General features: G+C 46.7%; 19 protein-coding genes and 1 riboswitch. Of the genes, 13 read left to right on the top strand and 6 right to left on the bottom strand.

Features of this window, described 5'->3' with window-relative positions; translation table 11 throughout:
- Positions 1-65: 65 nt before the first annotated feature.
- Together PPA03S_RS20850 and PPA03S_RS20845 are read left to right on the top strand one after the other, a co-directional pair.
- Positions 66-2,465 (top strand): YcdB/YcdC domain-containing protein, encoded by a 2,400-nt coding sequence (locus PPA03S_RS20850; RefSeq protein WP_167666080.1) that lies wholly within the window; start codon positions 66-68, stop codon positions 2,463-2,465.
- A gap of 203 nt (positions 2,466-2,668) precedes the next feature.
- Positions 2,669-3,796, top strand: coding sequence for a transglutaminase domain-containing protein (locus PPA03S_RS20845; protein WP_062325875.1), 1,128 nt, complete (start codon positions 2,669-2,671; stop codon positions 3,794-3,796).
- Between the two features lie 144 nt (positions 3,797-3,940).
- Here PPA03S_RS20845 and PPA03S_RS20840 read toward each other — a convergent pair whose 3' ends face one another.
- Together PPA03S_RS20840 and PPA03S_RS20835 are read right to left on the bottom strand one after the other, a co-directional pair.
- Entirely contained in the window at positions 3,941-5,407 is a 1,467-nt protein-coding gene (locus PPA03S_RS20840) for an amino acid permease (protein ID WP_062325873.1), read from the bottom strand.
- A 116-nt stretch (positions 5,408-5,523) separates the two neighbouring features.
- Positions 5,524-5,742, bottom strand: a riboswitch (Lysine riboswitch).
- 142 nt (positions 5,743-5,884) lie between these two features.
- Positions 5,885-7,027: a virulence factor gene (locus tag PPA03S_RS20835; protein WP_062325871.1), complete on the bottom strand. Its 1,143-nt coding sequence runs from the start codon at positions 7,025-7,027 to the stop codon at positions 5,885-5,887.
- Between the two features lie 225 nt (positions 7,028-7,252).
- On the opposite strand from PPA03S_RS20835, the gene PPA03S_RS20830 reads away from it, so the two are divergent.
- The gene (locus PPA03S_RS20830) at positions 7,253-7,693 is read left to right on the top strand and encodes a hypothetical protein (RefSeq protein ID WP_062325870.1); all 441 of its coding nucleotides are present in this window, start codon (positions 7,253-7,255) and stop codon (positions 7,691-7,693) included.
- A gap of 27 nt (positions 7,694-7,720) precedes the next feature.
- Here the strand turns inward: PPA03S_RS20830 and PPA03S_RS20825 are convergent, their stop codons facing one another.
- Positions 7,721-8,419 (bottom strand): response regulator transcription factor, encoded by a 699-nt coding sequence (locus PPA03S_RS20825; RefSeq protein ID WP_062325867.1) that lies wholly within the window; start codon positions 8,417-8,419, stop codon positions 7,721-7,723.
- Positions 8,420-8,856: 437 nt separating this feature from the next.
- Here PPA03S_RS20825 and PPA03S_RS20820 point away from each other — a divergent pair, with 437 nt between their 5' ends.
- The 6 genes from PPA03S_RS20820 to PPA03S_RS20795 all read left to right on the top strand — a co-directional run bounded on the left by PPA03S_RS20820 (position 8,857) and on the right by PPA03S_RS20795 (position 17,489).
- Entirely contained in the window at positions 8,857-11,607 is a 2,751-nt protein-coding gene (locus tag PPA03S_RS20820; RefSeq protein WP_167666079.1) for a PAS domain S-box protein, read from the top strand.
- Positions 11,608-11,932: 325 nt separating this feature from the next.
- Complete coding sequence (locus PPA03S_RS20815; protein WP_062325864.1) at positions 11,933-13,279, top strand: cytochrome ubiquinol oxidase subunit I; 1,347 nt, start codon at positions 11,933-11,935, stop codon at positions 13,277-13,279.
- Entirely contained in the window at positions 13,276-14,310 is a 1,035-nt protein-coding gene (locus PPA03S_RS20810; protein ID WP_062325862.1) for a cytochrome d ubiquinol oxidase subunit II, read from the top strand. Before PPA03S_RS20815 ends, PPA03S_RS20810 begins: the two co-directional genes overlap by 4 nt.
- On the top strand, positions 14,307-14,516 hold the full coding sequence (gene cydS, locus PPA03S_RS34520) for a cytochrome bd oxidase small subunit CydS family protein (RefSeq protein ID WP_439955833.1): 210 nt from the start codon (positions 14,307-14,309) through the stop codon (positions 14,514-14,516). Before PPA03S_RS20810 ends, cydS begins: the two co-directional genes overlap by 4 nt.
- 71 nt (positions 14,517-14,587) lie before the next feature.
- Positions 14,588-15,649: an MBL fold metallo-hydrolase gene (locus PPA03S_RS20800; RefSeq protein WP_062325858.1), complete on the top strand. Its 1,062-nt coding sequence runs from the start codon at positions 14,588-14,590 to the stop codon at positions 15,647-15,649.
- Positions 15,650-15,863: 214 nt separating this feature from the next.
- Positions 15,864-17,489 carry an ABC-F family ATP-binding cassette domain-containing protein gene (locus tag PPA03S_RS20795; RefSeq protein ID WP_062325856.1) on the top strand — a complete coding sequence of 542 codons (1,626 nt, stop codon included), beginning with the start codon at positions 15,864-15,866 and terminating at the stop codon, positions 17,487-17,489.
- A gap of 171 nt (positions 17,490-17,660) precedes the next feature.
- Here the strand turns inward: PPA03S_RS20795 and PPA03S_RS20790 are convergent, their stop codons facing one another.
- On the bottom strand, positions 17,661-17,849 hold the full coding sequence (locus tag PPA03S_RS20790; protein ID WP_062325854.1) for a hypothetical protein: 189 nt from the start codon (positions 17,847-17,849) through the stop codon (positions 17,661-17,663).
- 292 nt (positions 17,850-18,141) lie between these two features.
- Here PPA03S_RS20790 and PPA03S_RS20785 point away from each other — a divergent pair, with 292 nt between their 5' ends.
- Entirely contained in the window at positions 18,142-19,029 is an 888-nt protein-coding gene (locus PPA03S_RS20785; protein WP_062325852.1) for a cation diffusion facilitator family transporter, read from the top strand.
- A gap of 98 nt (positions 19,030-19,127) precedes the next feature.
- Here the strand turns inward: PPA03S_RS20785 and PPA03S_RS20780 are convergent, their stop codons facing one another.
- Together PPA03S_RS20780 and PPA03S_RS32445 are read right to left on the bottom strand one after the other, a co-directional pair.
- Entirely contained in the window at positions 19,128-19,556 is a 429-nt protein-coding gene (locus tag PPA03S_RS20780) for a hypothetical protein (protein ID WP_062325851.1), read from the bottom strand.
- Positions 19,557-19,960: 404 nt separating this feature from the next.
- Positions 19,961-20,125, bottom strand: coding sequence for a DUF1328 domain-containing protein (locus PPA03S_RS32445; protein WP_082704249.1), 165 nt, complete (start codon positions 20,123-20,125; stop codon positions 19,961-19,963).
- Between the two features lie 220 nt (positions 20,126-20,345).
- Between PPA03S_RS32445 and PPA03S_RS20775 the strand changes: the two genes are divergently transcribed.
- The 3 genes from PPA03S_RS20775 (at position 20,346) to PPA03S_RS20765 (ending at position 21,897) form a co-directional block, all read left to right on the top strand.
- Entirely contained in the window at positions 20,346-20,858 is a 513-nt protein-coding gene (locus tag PPA03S_RS20775; RefSeq protein ID WP_062325849.1) for a DUF948 domain-containing protein, read from the top strand.
- Positions 20,859-20,924: 66 nt separating this feature from the next.
- Positions 20,925-21,458 carry a hypothetical protein gene (locus PPA03S_RS20770; RefSeq protein ID WP_062325847.1) on the top strand — a complete coding sequence of 178 codons (534 nt, stop codon included), beginning with the start codon at positions 20,925-20,927 and terminating at the stop codon, positions 21,456-21,458.
- Positions 21,459-21,552: 94 nt separating this feature from the next.
- The gene (locus PPA03S_RS20765; RefSeq protein WP_062325845.1) at positions 21,553-21,897 is read left to right on the top strand and encodes a YflT domain-containing protein; all 345 of its coding nucleotides are present in this window, start codon (positions 21,553-21,555) and stop codon (positions 21,895-21,897) included.
- Positions 21,898-21,924: the final 27 nt, after the last annotated feature.

The raw sequence follows: 21,924 nt of genomic DNA, 5'->3' as shown, positions 1-21,924 counted from the left end.
TGGCAATATTCATGCGAGGTTATTTGTATGCATCCTGGTATGAAATTGAAGGGAGAGGTCCAGATTTGAGTTTTAATTGGAATTTGAATGTACGATTCAAAATGTTTACAGCTAAAGCGGCTACAGCAGCCATGGCCACATTGCTTCTGGCATCACAGTCACCAGGGTTTGCAGGCAGCGCGTCGGCAGCGACAGCGGAACAGGTAACCGAAGCCGCAGCGGGGGAAAGTGAACAACAACTTGGAATAATAGACAACGAGGTGCCTGAAGGAGCCAACATCTCCTCCAAGCAAGCGAGCGAGAATATACTGAAATTATTTCCTTTGCTAGAAAAGGCGACGATCTCATCTGCACGATTTGATTCACCCCATTCTTTTCCACCACCGGATTATAAAGCATGGGATATTGGATTTGAACTGCGTGAAGGAAACCGTTCCACCGGATTCAGCGCAACGGTACATGCAGTCACGGGGGAAGTGTTAAGTGTACATTTGCCTTCTGAGTTATTGGAAAGGCAAGTTTCCGATTCGGAGACGAAATTGACAAAGACCGAAGCGAAAAAGCAGGCAGATGAGTTTCTGTACAAGGCAATTCCAAATCTGCAGGCAGCTGGTTTTGTTGCCGTTGCTGATCAATATGCGAACAGTGTGCAGCAATCCCTGTTTGGCCGAACAGAGTATACTTACAGCTATCAGTTGAAACATGAAGGCTTGGTATCTGAGGCTGAAACAGCCTACATAAGTGTGGATCAGAGCGGATTAGTGACAGGATATTCACGAACTACCATTGGAGCTGAATATCCATCATCAAAGGCGGCCATTCCAGGCGATCAGGCTCAGCAGAAATTCGAGAAAGAGTTCGATATTCAATTGGCCTATATTAGCGAAGAGCGTTTTTCTCCCCGTAAAGGCCAAAAGTATTACTTAGGATACACACCGAAGAACTCAAGTGTTACTCCACTCGATGCGGATACACTGGATCGGATCGACAGCATGACAGGTGAAGCCATTGTCCAGGACGTTTCGCAGGAGGACAAACCACTACAAGGCAGTGCAGCGGCTTTTACACCGAATACGGGACCGAAACTGAATGCTCAGCAGGCAGAGAAGCTGGTCAAAAAAAGTTTTAAGATTCCGGAAGGTTATCAATTAGATTATAGCCAGTTAACCAAAGGGAGTTTTGGGAGCCTTAACAACCAGGTTTGGAGCCTGAGCTGGAGTAACCGCAATGCAAGTGCATCTTATATGTTCATGAGAGACATATCAGCACAAGTGGATGCGGCAACCGGACAGATCTACAGTGTGAACATTAATCAGCGCATAATGCCGGGCATGGAGCAGGAGAAGTCGGATACGGAAGTGAAGGGCAAGACCGTGACCAAATCTCAGGCGGAGAAACTGGCTGTCAATACAGTCATCTCCCTGGTGCCGGATGCAAGCAAGCAATTCCGACTTTCAACGGTCCTTGAATTGGACAACGCACGAACGTTTATATTTCAGCGGTATCTGAACGGAATTATGGTTAAGGATGATACGGTTCAGATTCAAGTCTCCAATGATGGAACGATCAATGAATATTATTCGATGGTTGCTGCAACCCCAGAGCAACTGCCAACGGATGTTCAACCGGCTATCAGCTATGAGAAAGCTAAAGCTACCTACCTTGAAGAATTCAAATTGGTACTGGCCTACTCACGGTATGGAGGTTTCGGCATGGGTAACGGTGAGTCTGTTCCTGTGGGAGTGAAGCTTGCTTACATGCCTACCCGTAAAGACAGTCTGTTGACTGGTATCACGTATGAAGTGCTTGATGCCAATACAGGAGAATGGAAAGCGATGTACGGCAGCACAAGTGGAACAGTCCAAGTTACAATCAGCGATATTAAGGGGCATGCCGCCGAATCTGATCTTCAGAGTATGGTACAGCATGGTGTACTTGTTGCCGATGAACAGGGACGTGTTTTCCCGGACAGGGTCATCACCAAGGGAGATTGGTTCACCTATCTGGCCAAAGCAGTTAATCCCAATTTGGATGTGTATTACAGCGGAGATGGGGAAGGCAATCTGTATGCTGACATTACTCCGGAAAGCCCATATTACCAAGCGGTCCGTACGTTGATCGATCAGCGCTGGTTAGCGGGTGCCGATCCCAAGTCGAAGTTGAATCCCGAAGAGGAGATGACTCGTGAAGAGTTGGCCGTATTGCTCGTGCGCATATTGCGCTATGAGAAATTAGCCGGATTCTACACATTGCCTTCAGATCTTCCGAACCTGGCAGATGCCAGTGCGGTCAACAATAAGGGAGCTGTCTCCCTTAGCATCAAGCTGGGATTGTTGCCTTCGATCGAAGGCCGCTTTATGCCTGCACGTAAAGTGACGGTTGCCGAAGCGGCACAGGTATTGGAACGGCTTGCCAAACTTCAGGGCAAGACGGATACCTTTATGAACGGAAGTCGTCTGTATTAATGATGGAAACGAGTTGCATAAATGCCCGGAACAATCATATGATGAGAATAACGGGCAGATTCCGGGTTATGTTACCGAAGACAAGGGGGCCTTCTGTGGAAGGTCTCTTTTGATGCTTTTCGACAAAACTAGAACCCTGCCGTCATTCCGTTTTGTGATACAATGAGGCATGAGAATTTTGCAAAGAGAGGTGGTATCCTTTCATGGGCAAGCATGGAAAACGAGTGATAACCCTGCTTTTGGCTGGCTGTCTGGTTGCTGTGGCGCTGCCGCATGCGATCGATCTGGATCAGCTATATGCAGCATCGGGAACATCAGACATATCCACGAATACCGATCTTCGAGAGACATTGCTTACTGCGATGTCACAGCGAACGGAGGAACTTGTTTTTACATACAAAGGTAATGTGAAAGGCCTCAAGAAACAGTTGCAGAGTTCCATTGACGAAGCGATGACCAGCGATCCCTATATCCAATATACCGTTAAAAGTTATGCATTTAACTATAAAGGCTCCAACGTATCCGCTGAGGTACATGTAAAACTGGCCTATCGGGAAACGAAGGAACAGACCGATTATGTGAACCGTAAGGTAACCAATGTGTTGAAAGAGATCATCGTGCCTCGAATGACCAATCATGAGAAGGTCAAAGCCATTCATGACTGGATTGTGCTTAATCTTTCCTACGATACCTCCTTGAAGAAATATACCGCGTATGATGGACTTGTTACTGGCAGTACCGTATGCCAGGGATATTCACTGCTGGCATATCGCATGCTGGAGCAGGTGGGTATAGAAAACCGGATTGTGGAAGGAACGGCTGGAGAGCAATTACACGCCTGGAATCTCGTCAAGCTGGATGGCAAGTGGTACCATATGGACACGACGTGGGATGATCCTACTCCTGACCGTAAGGGCAAGGTAAGTCACAGTTATTATTTGCTCAGTGATAATGAGATGGCACGCGACCATGTCTGGACAGCCAAAGGCAAATACCCTGCTGCATCTGCCCCTTATCGTGAAGCTTTGCAAACTTTGGTGAAGGCGGGAGGCAGCAAAGCAACCGCATATCAGAAGCTGTATCATGCACTGGAATATTCGCTCTATGACGAAAGCGATGCGGTTAGTGGCCATTCTGCACTAAAAACCAAAGTTCAAAGTGTACTCAAGGATGGCGGAACCTCTTTGACTTTCAGATACAAGGGAACCGAAACGGGACTAGTAGAGGATTTGCAGGATTTGTATCAGCTTGGCATGAAGTCGATATCGTATTACGTGTCCAACATGGAGGATACCATAGATCTGCGTGTGAAGATTACCTGGACCATGTAACAGCAAACAGACTGTGTCATGATTATATATAACGATGGGTATGGGCGCTCAGTGATGAGCGTCCTTTTTTAGGAAGATGAAGTCTCGACAAACCAAACGGGCAGCGACCTTTCCATTGGAAAGAACGCTGCCCGTTTGGGATATTCAATCCGCTGACGGTGTAAAGTCACATTCCTGAAGTGGTACGACTTTGGTTTTTTTAATAAATTTGTAACCCAGCCATAACACAAGGAACAAGGGTACGCTCAAGTAAGCAACGAGTGCCCCGCTCCAATCAATCTGATCACCCGTGAACGCCTGATAATTCTGACCGATGATCACGATGATACAGAGTACAAAGGCAAAGATTGGACCAAACGGGAACCAGCGTGCACGGTAGGGCAGATCGTTCAGATCACGTCCTTGAGCCACATAGGCACGGCGGAAGCGGTAATGGCTAACGGCAATGCCAAGCCAGGTAATGAATCCACACATACCGGATGCATTGAGTAACCATGTGTATACAATACCATCACCGAACAGGGAGGCCAGAAAGGCCAGCATACCCACTGCTGTAGTCAGAAGCAGGGCGTTCATTGGAATGCCCTTTTTGTTCAGCCGTGCCAGGAAGCGAGGTGCCTTGCCGTCACGGGCAAGAGCATACAAGACCCGACTGGAGGCGTACATGCCTGAATTCCCGGCTGACAGTACAGAAGTCAGAATAACAGCATTCATGACCGAAGCGGCAATGGCCAGACCTGCCTTTTCGAAGACAAGAGTAAATGGACTGACCCCGATGTTTTTCAGATCCCCTTTGAGCAGATTCGGATGTGTGTAAGGAATGATCAGACTGATGACTGTAATCGCCAGAATGTAAAAAATCAGAATCCGCCAGAACACTTGCCGAATGGCACGGGGAACATTTTCACGCGGGTTTTCACTTTCACCGGCTGCAACACCAATGAGCTCGGTTCCCTGGAAAGAGAACCCGGCGGCCATAAATACTCCAAGAACCGCGAAGAATCCGCCATGGAAGGGTGCATCCCCTATTGTAAAGTTACTAAACCCAACGGCTTCTCCACCCATAATACCGAAGATCATGAGCACGCCAACGGTCAGGAAGATGATGACCGTCGTCACTTTGATAATGGCGAACCAGTATTCGGATTCGCCGTATCCTTTAACGGACAGCACATTCAGGGCAAAGATCAAAACAAGAAACAGCAGACTCCACAGCATTGATGAGCTGTCGGGGAACCAGTATTTAATGAGCACGGTTGCGGCAGCAAGCTCAGCCGCAATGGTAACGGCCCAGTTGTACCAGAAGTTCCAACCCATGGCGAACCCAAGAGCTGGATCGACGAACCGGGCAGCATACGTATTGAAGGAACCGGAATCGGGCATGAAGGTAGCCAGTTCTCCGAGACTGGTCATTAAGAAAAAGACCATGATGCCGACAGCCGCGTATGCAATCAGTGCACCGCCGGGTCCGGCAGTGGAGATGGCGGTGCCGCTGGCGAGGAACAATCCTGTACCTATGGAGCCCCCCAGGGCAATCATGGTCATATGACGTGCGCGCAGACCTTTTTTCAAGGAAGGCCCTTTTGTTGTTTGGTTGTTGCGGTCTTGCATGGAAACACTCCTTCATTCAGCGTACTGATAATATCTGATCCTTGACGACATAACACAAAAGACCGCAGGCATCAGCCCGCGGTCTCTATATCAATCGTCCGCACCTTGTCCCAAATGTTTAAGATAGCTCAACACAGAAGAATTCATACCTTCCGTAGAAGGCACCTTATTCTTCCGTGACAGTTCTGCGCCTTTCGGCAACAGCCCCAGCCGCGCTGGACAACGTAAGGAACGTCCTGCGGGCTTCGGCGGGTGCACCTTTCGGCTGAATTCATAAGCGGCTCCTTAGCGCCTCCTTCAGCGTACTGATCGCACCCGCGACCTCTACCTCACCATCTATGGATGAGGTGTATCTATTGTCTATGAAGTTAAAATAACAGAACGTAACACTCCATGTTCTGTATAGTAAACAGACAATCAGTATAACGCTCATGGTATTCCAGTGCAATAACAATTGTTGGATGTGAATCAAAAGGCCTATTCGGACTTCTTGTTTCGTCCAGCCATTTGCTGCCACACGGTTCCAGCGGCCTGTTCCCCGGATTCAATCCGCTCCAGTGCCATCTTGGCTTGCAGACTGACTTCAAACTCAGGGTCTTCAGCTGCATTCCGCAATGCCTGCTCTGCTTCTTCGGTTCCCACTTCGTACAGGAAACGCGCAGCACGCCAGCGTACAAGCTTGCTTTTGTCGGTTAACGTAGCTGTCATGGCTGCCGTTGCCGCAGGGTCACCGATATCGGAGAGGGTATCCCCGGCAGTGCGGCGAACAGCGGGTGAACTATCCTTCAGTGCTTCGTAGAGTAGTTCCATGGCTTCCGGTGTACGAATATCCCCAAGATATACGACAGCAAGGCGACGGATCTGCATTTTACTGTCATGCAGGGCACGGGCAACGACTGGCAGCCGTTCGGCTGTAGGCTCCATCCCATCCAATGCTGCATAGCGAACATTCCAGTCTTCACTTAGCAGGGCCTCTTCAAGCTCAGCACCATCTAACTGGCGGCGACGTTCCACGAATTCTTCGGAATTGGTTCCATGCTCAATGGCTTGTTGAATCACTCGTTCCAGTCGCTCCGGTGGATACGCTGCCTCCAACTCCTGTTCGACTTCTCTTGCAATGTCAGGCAACTCCCCGTAACGGACGCCGTAATCACTCAGTTTTCGTTCCTTGATCAGCGTTGCGCTGGCAACTTCGGTCACAGCCTTGACGAACCGATCCGAGAGCGAAATCCGCTCTTCTTTGGCACCTGCTTTGACCCGAATCTGCATAGGCACACCTCTGAAGAATTGAACAAATACCTGGGCTTCCCCGAAGTGCTCACCAGAGGCATCTTCCGATTCGATCCAGTCCAGATCTATGCCTTGCTGACCCAGACGGCTCTGAACTTCGCCAAGTATAACGGACCAGTCTGCATTCCCCTTGCGGTCCAAGGCTACGAAGTCGGTGGTATGAAATACACTCTTTACTCCGGGAATATGAAGCATCTGCCGAATAAATGCTGGAGCAGATCGCTCATTATCCAGCGTATATGTTTTGCGGATCCCGTCCTCCAGACGCTCATCCAAATGCAGCATCATTGTATTCGGACTGGGTGTTGGTTCAATCGAAACAATATTCATCGGTTCATAACCTCCTGTACCGGATTCATCCATAATCTCCCCATAATCGCACGGGTATTTCTCTATTTTACATCAATGTGTTGAAACTACGAAATATTTGGGCAAAATTTACACGTTATGTGAAGAAATACGAAGAGAGTTAACACTTCTTTCATGTTCACGCACAAACATTTTTAAACGGAAGCTGACATAATAAGGAGAAAGAAATAACTGGAGGTTATAACGATGGAGCCAATTACAGTACTTTCGGATGGAAACCGTAGTATTGCCTATGACCATATTATTCAAATGTATTATGAGAACATGTCAGACAAGCAGAACGATTCAACAATCAACATAGAAAAGAACAAAGGGGAGGAGGCATGGTCGAAATGGGGCGCATCCCGTTACTGCATTGTTGATTATCAGGACCCCGGGCAAGCCGTCTCAGCAGCAAATGCAATCCGGGCATTCATGCCCCATATTCCGTTATTGGTAATTACAGATTTTCAATGCCTGATTCGCAAGCGTCATTTGCAGCTTATTACGGGCACTGGTGTAGTGAGGATGGTCCTGTGGCAAGAAAAAGAGCCGCAAAAGCTGGTCATGGAAATTCAGCGCTGGCTGCATTCCTGTGCATATGAAACCAAAACAGCCCTGTCCTCAACCCTATCGATGCGACGATGACAGAGAGAGGACAGGGCCCTTCATTTATTAAATGACGTATTTATATCCCGTTCCCCAAACCGTCTTGATATACCTTGGATTTTTGGGGTCGGGTTCAATTTTTTTGCGCAGACTGGAGATATGTACATCGATTGTACGATCCAGGTACGCCCGTTCGGAACCTTTAATGCGGTCCATAAGTTCGTTTCGGGTGAACACTTTGCCTGGATTCCTGTACAATTCCTTCATAATTTCAAACTCAATATGAGTGACCTCGATTTCAATGCCATCCACAAATAAGGTTCTTCTGTACTCATTCACACTGACATGCCCGGCGACCTCGGCAGGTTTGTCCACTTTGGCAGGTTGGTCCGGGTGGGAAAAGGCTGATCTTCGCAATAATGCTTTCATTCGTGCATCAAGCTCTTTGAGGCTAAACGGTTTGCATAGAAAATCATCTGCACCATTATGTAAGGCTCGAAGTCGATCATTCAACATCGTGCTGGCCGATATCATCAGTATGGGTACAGTCGAGTGCTGACGAAATGCTTCAACCAGATCATTGCCGTCCGTCTCAGGCAGCATTAAATCAGTCACTACGATATCAGGCTGGAATCGTGGGAAAAGCTCTAGTGCTTCACGTGCGTGATGAACCCGTTCAGTTATGTAACCTTCCTCCTCAAGAAAGAAAGCAATCATGTCAGCCAGATTTTTCTCATCTTCTATAAGAAGTACTTTGATAGACATTGGGGTCACACTCCTGATGAAAAGAATTTATTAAGAAACTTCTATAAAATTGATGTAATTTGTTTAGAAATACTGCAAAAATTTTAATGTTTGTATTCCAAAATATAGGATGCTATATCAATTGATCTATGATGGTTGAGCCAAACTTTAGTATTTTACCATGAATGCAGCTGATTTGCCGACCATTCAATATTTCCCAAAGCTACATGGGGTGTTAATTACAGTATAATGTATCAGAACGATTTAAGGGGAAAAAAGTAGATTTATGAGCTTTAATTCATAGGAGGAACCAGCGTTTTGTTGAATGCTAATCTAGAAACCAGTCACGAGGGCCACAGCTTATGGTCCATATAAAGGCAAAAAAGGTGTTGGAGTGGATGGTCCTCAAACTCCGGATACCTTGGTTCTGTACTGCAATACTTATTGTTCTTGGGACTGTGGGAAGTATTTATCCGCTGACTCTATTTTACGGAGTCCAACTGATGTTCGGCAGTGCAGCCGCACTGATTGTTTTGCGTTTACACGGAGGTGTATACGGATTCATCGCCTTGGCAGCGATTGCTTCATTGAATGTGTTATGTACCGGTCTGGTTCCGAACAGCTTGTTTATCATAGGTGCTCACTTCATTGAATTGATCTGGATGCTGGGATGGCAGCTGCGCTGGAAAAACGGGAGTATTATGAAAGCCAATGCATGGTACTGGGTTGTGATGTTACTGCCTGTAACCTGTTACGGGTATTTCATGATGGGCATGCAGCTCGAAGATATAAAGTATGCTTATATGCATATCGCAGTGATCAGCATGGTCAACGCGCTGATTGCAGGCATTGTAGTGGATTTCTGGATCACGAATGGGGAGCAGAAGTCGAAGCGAACAGGAACCATCCCGCTCACAAGGATTGCCTTCAAATATGTGGTTGCCTTTGTGGTCGTTGTTTCCCTTGTCCTGTTATCGGCGGATAGCCGCAGACAATTAAGCCAAATGAATGACACCATACTATTCAATCTGAAGCATGCTGCGAATGCGGTTATCCAGGACTTGAATGAACAATATCTAACCAATGAAAACATGTATCAAAGTTTAAAACGCTATCGTTATCTGCTGGATGTAAACGTCATTATTCTCGATCAATCCGATAACGTGATTATTTCAGGACTGGATACTCTTCAAGTCGGGGAGCATCTGGACATGAACAAATATCGTTTACTGAAGCCAGGAGAAAGCACCATTCTATTTCGTTCCGGGGATGTTTGTAACAGCGATGTCCTTACGCATTGGAGACAGGCTTCGTTCATGTATGAAGCGGATATGACAACAAGTACTCCATACCGGGTGTTGGTTGAGACCAACTCAGCCAATTATTACTCGCGGATCGAGTCGATTTATCTTACTACGCTTCAATCTCTGTTTGCCATCTTTGTGGCTTCCATGATTGTGGCTGCTCCGCTCAGCAAAAAAGTCGTAAGTCCAATGAAACGGCTTACCCGGATGACGGGTTCTCTTCCGCGTCTCCTATTTCGGAATGGCAAGATGGATTGGCCGACCAGCCACGTAACCGAAGTGCAGATTCTGATAGGCAATCTGCGCAAAATGGCCGATGTGCTCCTTGGACAATTTGAGCAAATACGTCAGGACAAGCTCACGCTGGAGGACAGGGTCAGAGAACGAACCAAAGAGCTGAAGAATAGTGAGGAAATTAAACGCGCCATTATTGATTCATCGATTGATGCCATTATTGCTGTGGATTTAAACGGGTTGATTATAGAGTTTAACCCCGAAGCCGAAAGAATGTTTGGACTGAAACGGGAAGAGGTTATATCCAAGAAGGCTGCCCCCTCCCTTTTTCAGGGTGCAAGCTGCATCGAAATCAAGGGAATGCTGAATCAATGCGAGTATATTCGTGGCAAAAGGCATGTTATTGTCGAGGAGATATCTGGTATCCGCCGAGACGGTTCCGTATTTCCGATAGAGTACAAAATTGTGGAAATTCAGTTAGGCAACAACGAAACACTTTATAACTTGTTTATTAAGGATATTACCGAGCGTACAAGGGCCGAGGAAGAACGTGTGCGTCATGCCCTTGCTTTGGAAAAACTGAATGCTGAGCTGCTTAATGAAAAAGTAGCTATTCAGGAACAGCGGGATATTAGCGAGCAATTCATTGAATCTGTTCGAGAAGGTCTGGTCATGTCTGATCGTTCAGGTACAATCACGATCGTCAACAGAAGAGTCGAAGAGATGTTTGGTCTTGGGAATTTTTCGGGCAGATCGATTGAAGACTTGGCTCAAGCTATTGATACCAGGGTATTAACCGCTGATTTTAATTTGGTAGAACAGACTCGCGCATTCCTGAATGGAGAGAGGGCTTTTGTCGAGACTGAGTTTAACTTTAATGATGCCCGGAAAAGTGTATTTTCCTTGTATATGAAACAAATGGATGTCCCGGGTAAGAACCATGGATTTCTTCTGGTGTTCCGTGATCGTACAGAGAAAGAGCGTCTGAATCGGATGAAAAACGAACTGATCAGTGTGGTGTCGCATGAACTTCGTACGCCTGTAGCGACCATTATGGGATATGTGGAGTTAATGATGATGTATGATCTCCCGGACTCGCAGCGCCAGGAATTCATGGAAACCATTTCTTCGGAAGGAGCACGACTGAGCTGCCTATTGGATGATGTGCTGGATATCCAACGTCTGGATAATGAAAGCATGACCTACCACATGACGTATGTGCCATTGCTTGAACTGGTTGAGGGGGTGGCTGAGCAATGGAACATGACATCCATTCAGCGCATCCATGTGCATGCGTTTAATGGAGACTTTTTTGCTTATGCTGATCGGAACCGGATGATCCAGGTGTTACATAACCTGATTGGCAATGCGGTCAAGTATTCACCTGGAGCGGACAGAATCGACATAACGCTGTGGGAAGAAGAAGAATGGTTATGCATCGATGTGCGTGATTATGGAATAGGTATTCCAGAGAATGCGCAGGACATGCTGTTCAAGAAGTTTTATCGTGTGGACAATTCGGGTCATCGTCAGATTGGTGGAACCGGTCTAGGGCTTTACATCTCTCGCAACATTGTAGAGGATCATCACGGCACCCTCACTTTTATATCTGCGCCAGACAAAGGGAGTACTTTTAAGGTTCGATTGCCCAAGATGGATGAATTGGTATAAGGCATGAAAGGTCTTTATTGGATAGGATGCTTGCATCTTAAAAGATAAAGGCTTTTTTCTTTTTTAAAATTTCCCGGATAAAAAAGCATGTTCTTTTGCAAACTGTCTATAGAGCCATAATTTGCATGACATGCAAAAGGAGGACGGCAGTGCTATGTTCCGTAAACAAGAGAAAACCCTTATTATTGTCTGCCTGGTCGCAGCCGTAATCGTGCTGTATGCCGTTGTCAAAAGTATTATCCGGATCATGAGTTATTGAAGTATATCGTCACACAGACGATACGAAGTCGTACATAACGATTATGTGAAAGAGGAGTGTAACCCCATGTCATCCCTGGACCCTGTTCTGCTCAGCCGGATGCTGACCGGTCTTACCCTGTTTGTGCACATCATTTTTGCCTCCATCGGCGTAGGTGTTCCACTCATGATCGCTTTGGCTGAATGGCGCGGACTGCGAACTAATGATATTCATTACACCTTGCTGGCCCGCAGATGGGCGCGTGGTTTTGTCATCACCGTTGCCGTTGGTGTCGTTACGGGCACTTCGATTGGATTGCAGCTCAGCCTGCTGTGGCCCATGTTTATGAGAGTTGCCGGTCAGGCGATTGCCCTGCCGCTGTTCATGGAGACGTTCGCCTTTTTTGTGGAGGCGATCTTTCTTGGTATTTACCTCTATACGTGGGACCGTTTCAAAAAGAAATATACCCATATGCTGCTGCTTATTCCGGTGGCTCTGGGATCATCGGCTTCTGCAATATTCATTACAACGGTGAATTCTTTTATGAACCAGCCTCAAGGGTTTACCCTGATTAATGGCATCATGAAGGACATTCATCCGATTGCTGCGATGTTGAATCCGGCTACGCCAACCAAGGTATCTCATGTGCTCGCCTCGTCGTATACATTAAGCGCAGGTATTTTGGCGGGGATCGCCGCATTCAGTTTACTTCGGGGGCGGGAGCATGTGTATTACAAAAAAGCACTGAAACTCACAACGGTATGTGCGCTCGTATTTGCAGTCAGCACCGTCATGATCGGAGATTCTTCCGGTAAATTTCTGGCGAAATACCAGCCGGAGAAGCTGGCTGCCGCAGAGTGGCATTTCAAAACGATGACGAAGGCGCCGCTAGTTTATGGGGGGATTCTTGACGAGAACAATGAAGTCAAATACGCCATTGAGATTCCCTACGCACTAAGCATACTTGCCGGGAACAGGCCAGACACGGAAGTGAAAGGGCTTGAAGAATTTCCGGCCGATTTGAGACCACCGTTGTCCATTCACTATATGTTTGATCTGAAAGTAACGACAGGCGTCATTATTCTGCTGATCCCGGTACTTTATGTATTCCGTCGCTGGCTTCCAGGGCGCAAGCCTTATCCCAAATGGCTGCTGCTCGGGATTGTGTTTCTGGGGCCACTCGCCATGATTGCCATTGAGCTGGGCTGGATGTTTGCCGAGGTCGGCAGACAGCCATGGATATTACGCGGTTATATGAAGGTGTCGGAAGCGGCGACAACATCTTCGTCCGTAGGCTGGATGCTGGTTCTGTTTATTCTGCTGTACCTGATTCTTTGCTTTTCCGCCATTCGGGTGCTTAGCAAGCTGTTCCGCAACAAGGAAGCAGAGAAGGAACTGGAGTCTCTCGGTCTGGAAGGAGGGATCCTGCATTGAGCTATGAAATTGCAGGCATCGCCATTTTATGGACGTTTCTGTTTGGATACCTGATCGTAGCTTCAATTGATTTTGGAGCAGGATTTTTCAGCTTCTACAGCATATTAACCGGACACGAGAACAAAATTCATAACATTATTCAGCGCTATCTTTCACCTGTATGGGAAGTGACGAATGTGTTTCTGATCTTTTTTGTTGTCGGGCTGGTCGGATTTTATCCGGATAGTGCTTTTTATTATGGGACAGCGCTGCTTGTTCCAGGATCATTGGCCATTGTACTGCTTGCCATTCGGGGCGTGTATTACGCCTATAACACCTATGGGAATCATGGGCAGAACAGCCGGATTTATATGGCATTGTACGGAGCAACGGGATTGCTGATCCCAGCGGTGTTTTCCACCATTTTGGCAATATCCGAAGGAGGAATTATTGAGCAGGTGGGCGATCAGGTGTTTTTTCGCTGGCGTGAGTTCCTGACGAATCCGTATACCTGGTCTGTTGTATTGCTTGCTCTGGTGAGTGTGCTGTATATCTCGGCAATGTTTCTATCTTACTATGCCAAGCGGGCAGAGGATGAGACTGCCTTTGAAGTCCTTCGAGAGTATGCGCTTCTATGGAGTCTGCCTACGATTTTTGCCAGCTTTCTGGCATTTTTGCAAATCAACAAACAGAATCCCGCCCACTTTGAGCAGATGTTGAATATCTCATGGATGTTCATTGCATCTTTTATCTGTTTTGTGATCGCCGTCTCGCTTGTATGGAAACGTAAATATCTGGGCTGGTGCTTTATCGCCGTCATGCTGCAGTTCGCCTTTGCATGGTACGGTTATGGGCGCTCGCACCTTCCATATATTCTGTATCCCTATATTAATGTTTACGACAGTTTCACCAACAAGACGATGGGCATTGCGCTTATTACGGCGTTCAGTCTGGGACTGCTGGTGCTCATTCCTTCACTCGTGCTCATTATGAAGCTGTTTCTGTTTGATGCCAATTATGTGCGAGGTAATGCTGGCAAAAAGAAAGGATGAGACTGTTCATGCTTCCCAACATGCTTTTTAATATACTTCCACGTCTGCCCTTCATTTCCCCTGCGGGAGTGACGGGGATCCCCGGTATAACAGGGTTAAGTTTTTTTGAGACCTTTACCATTATGTATGCCCCGCCACTGATTATCGTAGCTGCAATTGCGTTTTTGTTCATCTATTTGGCGAAGTGCAAAAATCCAAAGGATTGATTCGTTGGTACGCACTTTTCAATTCGGGGTAATCTTTTGTTAAGATACAAGGAGGGGAGGAGGGCCCTTTCATGCCGAAAATCCGTTATAACAATATTGATAATGTAAGTACGGACAAAACGCTGAAGGAATTCAAGCAATGGAGGGAGCAGCGGCGCAGCAAGGTTAAGGATTATTCCTACTCCGTGCCCAAGCACCCACCTGAACTGGATTATCTGCACGCCAACCGGGCTGAAACCACAATTACCTGGATTGGACATTCCACGTTTTTTATACAATATCATGGATTAAATATCGTGACAGACCCGGTCTGGGCCGAAAAAATGGGATTTCAACGCAGACTTGGCGCCCCGGGAATTCCGATTCAGGATATTCCACCTTTGGATATCATTCTGATCTCCCATTCCCATTATGATCATCTGCATCTCGCATCGCTGCGAAAATTGGTAACGGCCAAGACGCTGCTAATCGTTCCCGATGGACTGAAGCGCAAAATGGTGCGCAAAGGATTCCATCGGTGTCATGAGATGAAATGGTGGGAACATATTACCCTTGGCGGGGTCAAAATAACCTTTGTACCTGCGCAGCACTGGACGCGCCGAACCTTATTTGATACCAATACGTCCCATTGGGGCGGTTATGTATTGGAACAGAATCACCCGGCAGTCATTCCGCCAGAGGAGAGTGCCGCAGCGAGCGAAGGCCGTGATCATGACCATTCCCAAGCAGCAGCGAATGATCCAATAGAAGGATCGGCTGATCACTCTTCTGGCGGTCCGCCAGTGATTTATTTTGTAGGCGATACCGGATATTTTCAGGGATTCAAAACGATCGGTGAACGCTTTGACATTGGTGTTACTTTGATGCCCATTGGTGCTTACGAGCCGGAGTGGTTTATGACATCCCAGCATGTGACCCCGGAAGAAGCGTTGCAGGGATTTGTAGAAACAGGCTCCCAGCTGATGGTTCCCATGCATTATGGTACGTTCAAGCTGGCGGATGACACACCCAAGGAAGCGCTTGATCGAATGGAAGTGGAGCGAGAACGACTGGGAATTAACGCAGAGCGCATTCGAGTGTTGGGGCATGGCGAAACGCTCCGCATTCGTCACGAGGAAAGTAAACAAGACTAACAAAAGTGAGCCAGATATGCTAATGTAAGGGTATACCCGCATGAACGGTACATTTACCAAATCTTTAACGATTAAAAAGCGGCCAATTTTCGAATTTGCCGCTTTTTTGTGTTATAATATGGTGCCAGAATAGGCTTCGGGATATTGAATCCATGATTGAACTAGTTGCTATTCATGCAGTATGCAGAATATTAAATAAAGGATGGTATGCTTAATGATTAGTACAAGCGGCATCACGCTCCGCTACGGAAAACGTGCACTTTTTGAAGATGTAAATATCAAGTTCACGCCAGGCAACTGTTACGGCCTGATCGGCGCCAACGGAGCCGGCAAATCAACATTTTTGAAAATTTTGTCCGGTGAAATTGAAGCAAACTCGGGAGAGGTGCACATCACCCCGGGCGAACGCATGGCCGTTTTGAAGCAAAACCACTTTGAATATGATGAGTTCCCGGTTCTCGAAACCGTAATTATGGGCCATAGCCGTCTCTATTCCATTATGAAAGAGAAGGACGCGTTGTATGCCAAAGCGGACTTTACGGAAGATGATGGTTTGCGCGCAGGTGAACTGGAAGGCGAGTTTGCTGAATTGAATGGCTGGGATGCTGAGCCGGATGCAGCGGCACTCCTGATTGGTCTCGGTATTGATCGCGACATGCACGAGAAGAAGATGGTGGATCTGAGCGGTAACGAAAAAGTTCGTGTCTTGCTGGCACAGGCCTTGTTTGGTCGTCCAAACAACCTGCTGCTCGATGAGCCTACCAACCACTTGGATCTCGAATCCATTCAATGGCTGGAGAACTTCCTCATGGACTATGAAGGTACCGTTATTGTCGTATCCCATGACCGTCACTTCCTGAACAAAGTATGTACACACATTGCGGATATCGATTTCGGTAAAATCCAGCTCTACGTAGGTAACTATGACTTCTGGTACGAGTCCAGCCAACTGGCACTTGCTTTACAGCGTGATGCCAACAAGAAAAAAGAAGAGAAGATTAAAGAGCTGCAAGCCTTTATTCAACGTTTCTCTGCGAATGCTTCCAAATCGAAGCAAGCGACTTCCCGGAAAAAACAGCTCGACAAAATTACGTTGGACGATCTTCGTCCATCGAACCGGAAATATCCGTTTATCAACTTCAAGCCTGAACGCGAAGCGGGTAAACAATTGTTGACCGTTGACCGCATCAGTAAGACGATTGATGGTGTGAACATGCTGAATGATCTCAGCTTTGTCGTGAATAAAGGGGATAAAATCGCCTTTGTTGGCCCGAATGGTAATGCCAAATCATTGTTGTTTGATATCCTTATGGGCGAAACCGAAGCGGATAGCGGCGAATACACTTGGGGGATTACGACAACCCAGGCTTATTTCCCGAAAGACAACTCCAAGTATTTTGACGGGGTAGATATGAGTCTCGTGGATTGGCTTCGTCAATATTCCAAAGATCAGGATGAAACGTATCTGCGTGGATTCTTGGGCCGTATGCTGTTCTCGGGCGAGGAATCTCTGAAGAAAGCAAGTGTACTCTCCGGGGGCGAGAAAGTTCGCTGTATGCTGGCGAAAATGATGCAAACTGGCGCCAACGCTCTGATTCTGGATGAGCCAACGAACCACTTGGATTTGGAGTCCATTACCGCACTGAACAACGGTATGATTGATTTTGACGGTACTATGTTGTTTACCTCACATGACCATCAGTTCATTCAAACCATTGCGAACCGGATTATTGAAATCACGCCTAATGGCATCATTGATCGCCAAATGAGCTATGATGAGTATCTGGAAAGTGAAGAAATTAAAGAATTGCGTAACAAAATGTACCCAGTTGAAGCTTAAAATAAGCTAAATCTGTTTACATTGAGTCTAGTTAACCAGGTTGACTAGAGGTTTTATCAAGATCAAAAAAAGAACCGCAAGCTCTTCATAGGAGCCTTGCGGTTCTTTTTTTTGATCTTACAAGGTGATCCTTCACGTGTAGAAACCTCTTCTTCAAGAGTTTCTTTCGATCTAGGACCCGCCAGTACGGCGGCGCTGATTGTTAGGCTTCTTGTTATTTTGGCTCTTCATCGCTTTGGGTCCGCCTTCAAAATAGGCACTGGATTGATTACCCGTGTTCGCCTGTTCCTTCTTCTGCGCCAGTTTCTGACGTATGGCATCCTGCAAACTGATCTTTTTCGGTTCAGTATTATCGCTCATCGTTATTTCCCTCCCGGTCTTACAGTAAGCCGTCCAGATTGGACGGGATGTACTCATTTTATACGTTTTACAAAAGCGCCACAAGGGCAACCTGATAAAATGCTGGAATCTTTCACTTTTTTGACTGGGCCAACATTCTTTCTCTTCACCTACAGCCCTGCGGTCTGGCAACTTTGTTTCGGCTTCCCTACAGCAATGCAGCCTGGCAACACTGTTTCTGTAGACCCACACGGTACGCATTTGGTACCATGGATAAACCGTAATACGAAACGTAAAAGGAGTGTCGCCCGGTTTGAACGCATATGAAGAAATACGCAAAGGGGAACGAGGAGCATGGGTCAGCATCACGGCCTATCTTATCCTGTCTGCTTTTAAATTGATCTGTGGATATTTATTCGCTTCCAGCGCTTTGCTGGCAGACGGTTTTAATAACGTCACGGATATTGTTGCCTCGGTTGCTGTGCTGATTGGACTTCGAATTTCCCAGAAACCGCCCGATTCCGATCATGCCTATGGTCACTTTAGAGCGGAAACCGTTGCGGCATTGATTGCCTCGTTTATTATGGCTATGGTTGGGCTGCAAGTGATGGTTGAAGCTGTTCGTTCATGGTATGAAGGGAGCTTCGTAGCACCCAATCTATGGTCAGCAGCAGTTGCAGTTGTCTGCGCGGTGGTCATGCTGGGCGTGTACCGCTACAACCACCGCCTCGCCAAACAAATCAACAGTCAGGCCCTGATGGCTGCGGCGAAGGATAATCGTTCGGATGCCTGGGTCAGCATAGGGGCAGCGATCGGAATCATAGGTGCACAGTTCGGACTACCCTGGTTGGACAAAGTAGCTGCCATTGCTGTAGGTCTGTTGATCTGTAAAACAGCTTGGGAGATTTTCCGCGATTCAACGCATCGTCTGACAGACGGATTTGACCAAAAGGAACTTACAGACCTCAGATCATCTGTGGCCCGGGTGCCCGGAGTGGAAATGATCAAGGATGTAAAGGCGCGCGTGCATGGCAGCCATGTTCTTGTAGATGTTGTTATTGAAGTGGACGGAGGCTTAAGCCTGATCGAGGGTCATCAGATCTGTGACCAGGTGGAAGAACGATTGAAACGGTCACACAATATAATGCATGTTCATGTGCATGTAGAGCCGAAGATGGAAGGCGTTACCGAAAGTCCCTGATCGGATGGAAGTTAGGCATATAAATTGAGCATCAAAAAGAGGACAGCCGCTGCCTGAGCGCTGTCCTCTTTACTTATCGTTAGAACGATAATACGATACTATTTAATAGCAACGTGGATCCAGGCTTTACCTTTCCACGTGTATACCTGTACCCATTGGCCGCCGTCAAATCCATCTACTACTTCACCCGTAGTATCGATCACTTGGGAACTCAATGCACCGATTGTTTTACCGTTGGGAGCATCATAGAACCACGTGCGCTCCAGAAGATTAAGCAGCATGGTTGGAACCAGAACCTCGTCTCCAGCTTTCACCACTGGCTCATCAAATATTTTGTTATCATCAGTGCCGTATGTTGCACCCGTAACAGTCTCTACTGTGCCTTCTACAGTGTCTACAGCTGGTTTGTTCACTTCAACAGCCGGAGTGGTCGTTGTTGTAGCTGGTGTTGTTGCCTCGGCACCTGCGGCAGCAGCCATGGAACCCATCAAAGTCAAAGCAGCGGCAATACTTACGATTTTTTTCATTTGTTTTTCCTCCTCGATTAGGTATGTAATTTGTTGTCCTGTGTTAAAAGTAACCAAGCAAGCTACCCTATGAATCACAAATTATAACAATATTTTAACAATATTTTCTTCCTTGCTCCAGTGTCAACAGGAGCATATGTGGGTATAAGGAGAACCTGTAATTATCATACTTCAGAGGGAGAAAACCGGGTTGGGTATATTATCATGGTCCTGTTTTTCATAAGTAGTCGGGAGGGCGATGGAATAGACAAGAAGGGAGCGTAATACATAATAAAGATAGCAGCGATGTCTTGGGGGACAATGATTGTAATAATATGGTGTAAACGCACAAAAGCCCACCGGCTTTTGCAAGCGCGATAGGCTTTTGTATGTATCGGGTGCTGTTCATATTCGGAAAGTTCCATTCATCGCATTCGGCTGCGTCCCGTAATCAGGGAGATGACGAACAGGACAACAAAGATGAAGAAGAGTACCTTGGCAATGGAAGCAGCTGCTTCAACAATACCGAAAAATCCGAAAATACCTGCAACAAGAGCAATAACTAGAAATAGTACTGACCATTTCAACATGGGTATTCATCCTTTCGTTTATAGGACTTGGTAGCGAGAAGTGTTCATCTCACTGCCGTGTGTAGTTGTTCTTTAACCGAGGCATTTCGGGTTGAAACATTGCTGAATTTTTCCAGGTGTGATCGTTTTACAGTTCGCTTCCCATTTGTTTCGTCACGGAATGGGTCGGGTAACTATAGCAATAACAAAACCGAATTTTTACTGAAAGTGAGGTTCTTTTATGATCTATCAAATTAGTGTGGCTTTAATTGCGGTTGCTTTTGCGGTACTTGTATTCTTCCTAATCCGGACTTTGAAGTCCGCTCAGGGCTCGCTCGACAATGTGTCTCAGACACTGCAGGAAGTTCAGAAGACCATTGATGAGCTTAGTTATGAAGTGAAACAAACGGTAAGGCATGCGAATGATATTACGGTGGATGTGCAGCACAAAATGAAACAAATCGACCCGGTGATGGAGTCCGTTCATAACTTGGGAGAGGTGCTAAATGAAGTAACCGAGGCTGCCAAACAGGTATCCTCTACCCTGATGGCCAAGTTCCAGACGAAACGCAGCAGCGGTGAACAGAATAAACGATCAGAAGTAGCGAAAGTGGTACAGACGCCGCCTGCTACACCGACAGATCGGACACTGCAATCGTATGAAGCTACATACCATGATGATGCCAAGGGCGGAAAGAACTGGCTGAAATATGTGGATTTGGCGGCTAATGTATGGCAGCGTATGCGGAAATAGCATCACCGTTCTGTAATGAATAGAAGTCTTCAGAGCGGTAATGAACCTGATGAAAGGGTGAGAATCATGATGAAACTACTGCTTGTGATGTTTAGCGTAATTTCTCCCTTTTCCGTTCAACCGGCAGCGGTACCCGCTGCTCATGATATGCAATGGACGGTAGTGGAAGAGGAGACACCAGAGGTAATTCTGGCTGCTGATCGATCCGGACCTGTCCAGCATTTTCGGACTCTGAATGACATTTCTCTGGATGACAGCATCGATGAGATTGTAGCCACCAAAGGCCAACCGCTTCATAAGGAGCATGATCCTTATCTGGGTTGTCCAGAGTATCAGTTCAAAGGTGTAAAGGTTGGGTTCTGTGAAGATTCAGGTGTGGTCAATTATGTGCATATTGATGCATCTGAGGAACGTCTGAAACTTAATCAGAAATGGATTGATATGAATATCGAGTCCATTCGCGATGCTTTGGGCAAGCCGTATTATGTCGCTGAGGATGGAGAAGTATTTCTTCGGGGAAGTCAGGCGCTGAAGGTATATATGAAGCCAGGCACCAATCATATTGAAGGAATTGACCTCTTTGATGAGTCAGTTTCCTAGGATTAGTTCCTCCAGAAGCGTTTCAACCCGATATCGTATGGTTATATACTAAGTAGCTCGATAAAGAGAGATCAATCAAAGGAGAGTGGAAACGATGAATTCAACCAATGCGCAAGCTTATGCAAAAGTGGTAGAAAACGGAGTCCAAGCGGTGGAAGCAGTGAAAGAATTGCAGATTACCGGATACCTTGCTGATCATATCTTCGTTCTGGCCCATGAAAAGGATCGTACAGATCGAATCGCTGATACCGCCGATGCCAAAGAAATTGGTATAAAAGAAGAAGGTATGTTTGATTCCTTGGCGAATCTGTTCCGTTCCCGTGGTGACGAACTCCGGGCCAAAATTGTATCGATGGGCTTCACCGAAGCTGAGGCAGATTTTTACGAGAGTGAACTTGATAAAGGTAAAGTGCTCGTCATTGCCAAAAAGAAAGAATAGAAGATAAACATTAAGCTGAAGTGTTCT

The sequence above is a fragment of the Paenibacillus pabuli NBRC 13638 genome (assembly GCF_001514495.1).
GTDB classification, from domain to species: Bacteria; Bacillota; Bacilli; order Paenibacillales; family Paenibacillaceae; genus Paenibacillus; species Paenibacillus pabuli.
Note: the sequence above shows the minus strand (reverse complement) of the source record. Positions and strands in the feature narration are given on the sequence as shown.

What these genes read in the sequence shown, in the direction of transcription:
- PPA03S_RS20845 (WP_062325875.1), top strand. Translation starts at nt 2,669, where the DNA reads ATGGGCAAGCATGGAAAACGAGTGATAACCCTGCTTTTGGCTGGCTGT.
- PPA03S_RS20840 (WP_062325873.1), bottom strand. Translation starts at nt 5,407, where the DNA reads ATGCAAGACCGCAACAACCAAACAACAAAAGGGCCTTCCTTGAAAAAA.
- PPA03S_RS20835 (WP_062325871.1), bottom strand. Translation starts at nt 7,027, where the DNA reads ATGAATATTGTTTCGATTGAACCAACACCCAGTCCGAATACAATGATG.
- PPA03S_RS20830 (WP_062325870.1), top strand. Translation starts at nt 7,253, where the DNA reads ATGGAGCCAATTACAGTACTTTCGGATGGAAACCGTAGTATTGCCTAT.
- PPA03S_RS20825 (WP_062325867.1), bottom strand. Translation starts at nt 8,419, where the DNA reads ATGTCTATCAAAGTACTTCTTATAGAAGATGAGAAAAATCTGGCTGAC.
- PPA03S_RS20815 (WP_062325864.1), top strand. Translation starts at nt 11,933, where the DNA reads ATGTCATCCCTGGACCCTGTTCTGCTCAGCCGGATGCTGACCGGTCTT.
- cydS (WP_439955833.1), top strand. Translation starts at nt 14,307, where the DNA reads ATGAGACTGTTCATGCTTCCCAACATGCTTTTTAATATACTTCCACGT.
- PPA03S_RS20800 (WP_062325858.1), top strand. Translation starts at nt 14,588, where the DNA reads ATGCCGAAAATCCGTTATAACAATATTGATAATGTAAGTACGGACAAA.
- PPA03S_RS20795 (WP_062325856.1), top strand. Translation starts at nt 15,864, where the DNA reads ATGATTAGTACAAGCGGCATCACGCTCCGCTACGGAAAACGTGCACTT.
- PPA03S_RS20790 (WP_062325854.1), bottom strand. Translation starts at nt 17,849, where the DNA reads ATGAGCGATAATACTGAACCGAAAAAGATCAGTTTGCAGGATGCCATA.
- PPA03S_RS20780 (WP_062325851.1), bottom strand. Translation starts at nt 19,556, where the DNA reads ATGAAAAAAATCGTAAGTATTGCCGCTGCTTTGACTTTGATGGGTTCC.
- PPA03S_RS32445 (WP_082704249.1), bottom strand. Translation starts at nt 20,125, where the DNA reads ATGTTGAAATGGTCAGTACTATTTCTAGTTATTGCTCTTGTTGCAGGT.
- PPA03S_RS20775 (WP_062325849.1), top strand. Translation starts at nt 20,346, where the DNA reads ATGATCTATCAAATTAGTGTGGCTTTAATTGCGGTTGCTTTTGCGGTA.
- PPA03S_RS20770 (WP_062325847.1), top strand. Translation starts at nt 20,925, where the DNA reads ATGATGAAACTACTGCTTGTGATGTTTAGCGTAATTTCTCCCTTTTCC.
- PPA03S_RS20765 (WP_062325845.1), top strand. Translation starts at nt 21,553, where the DNA reads ATGAATTCAACCAATGCGCAAGCTTATGCAAAAGTGGTAGAAAACGGA.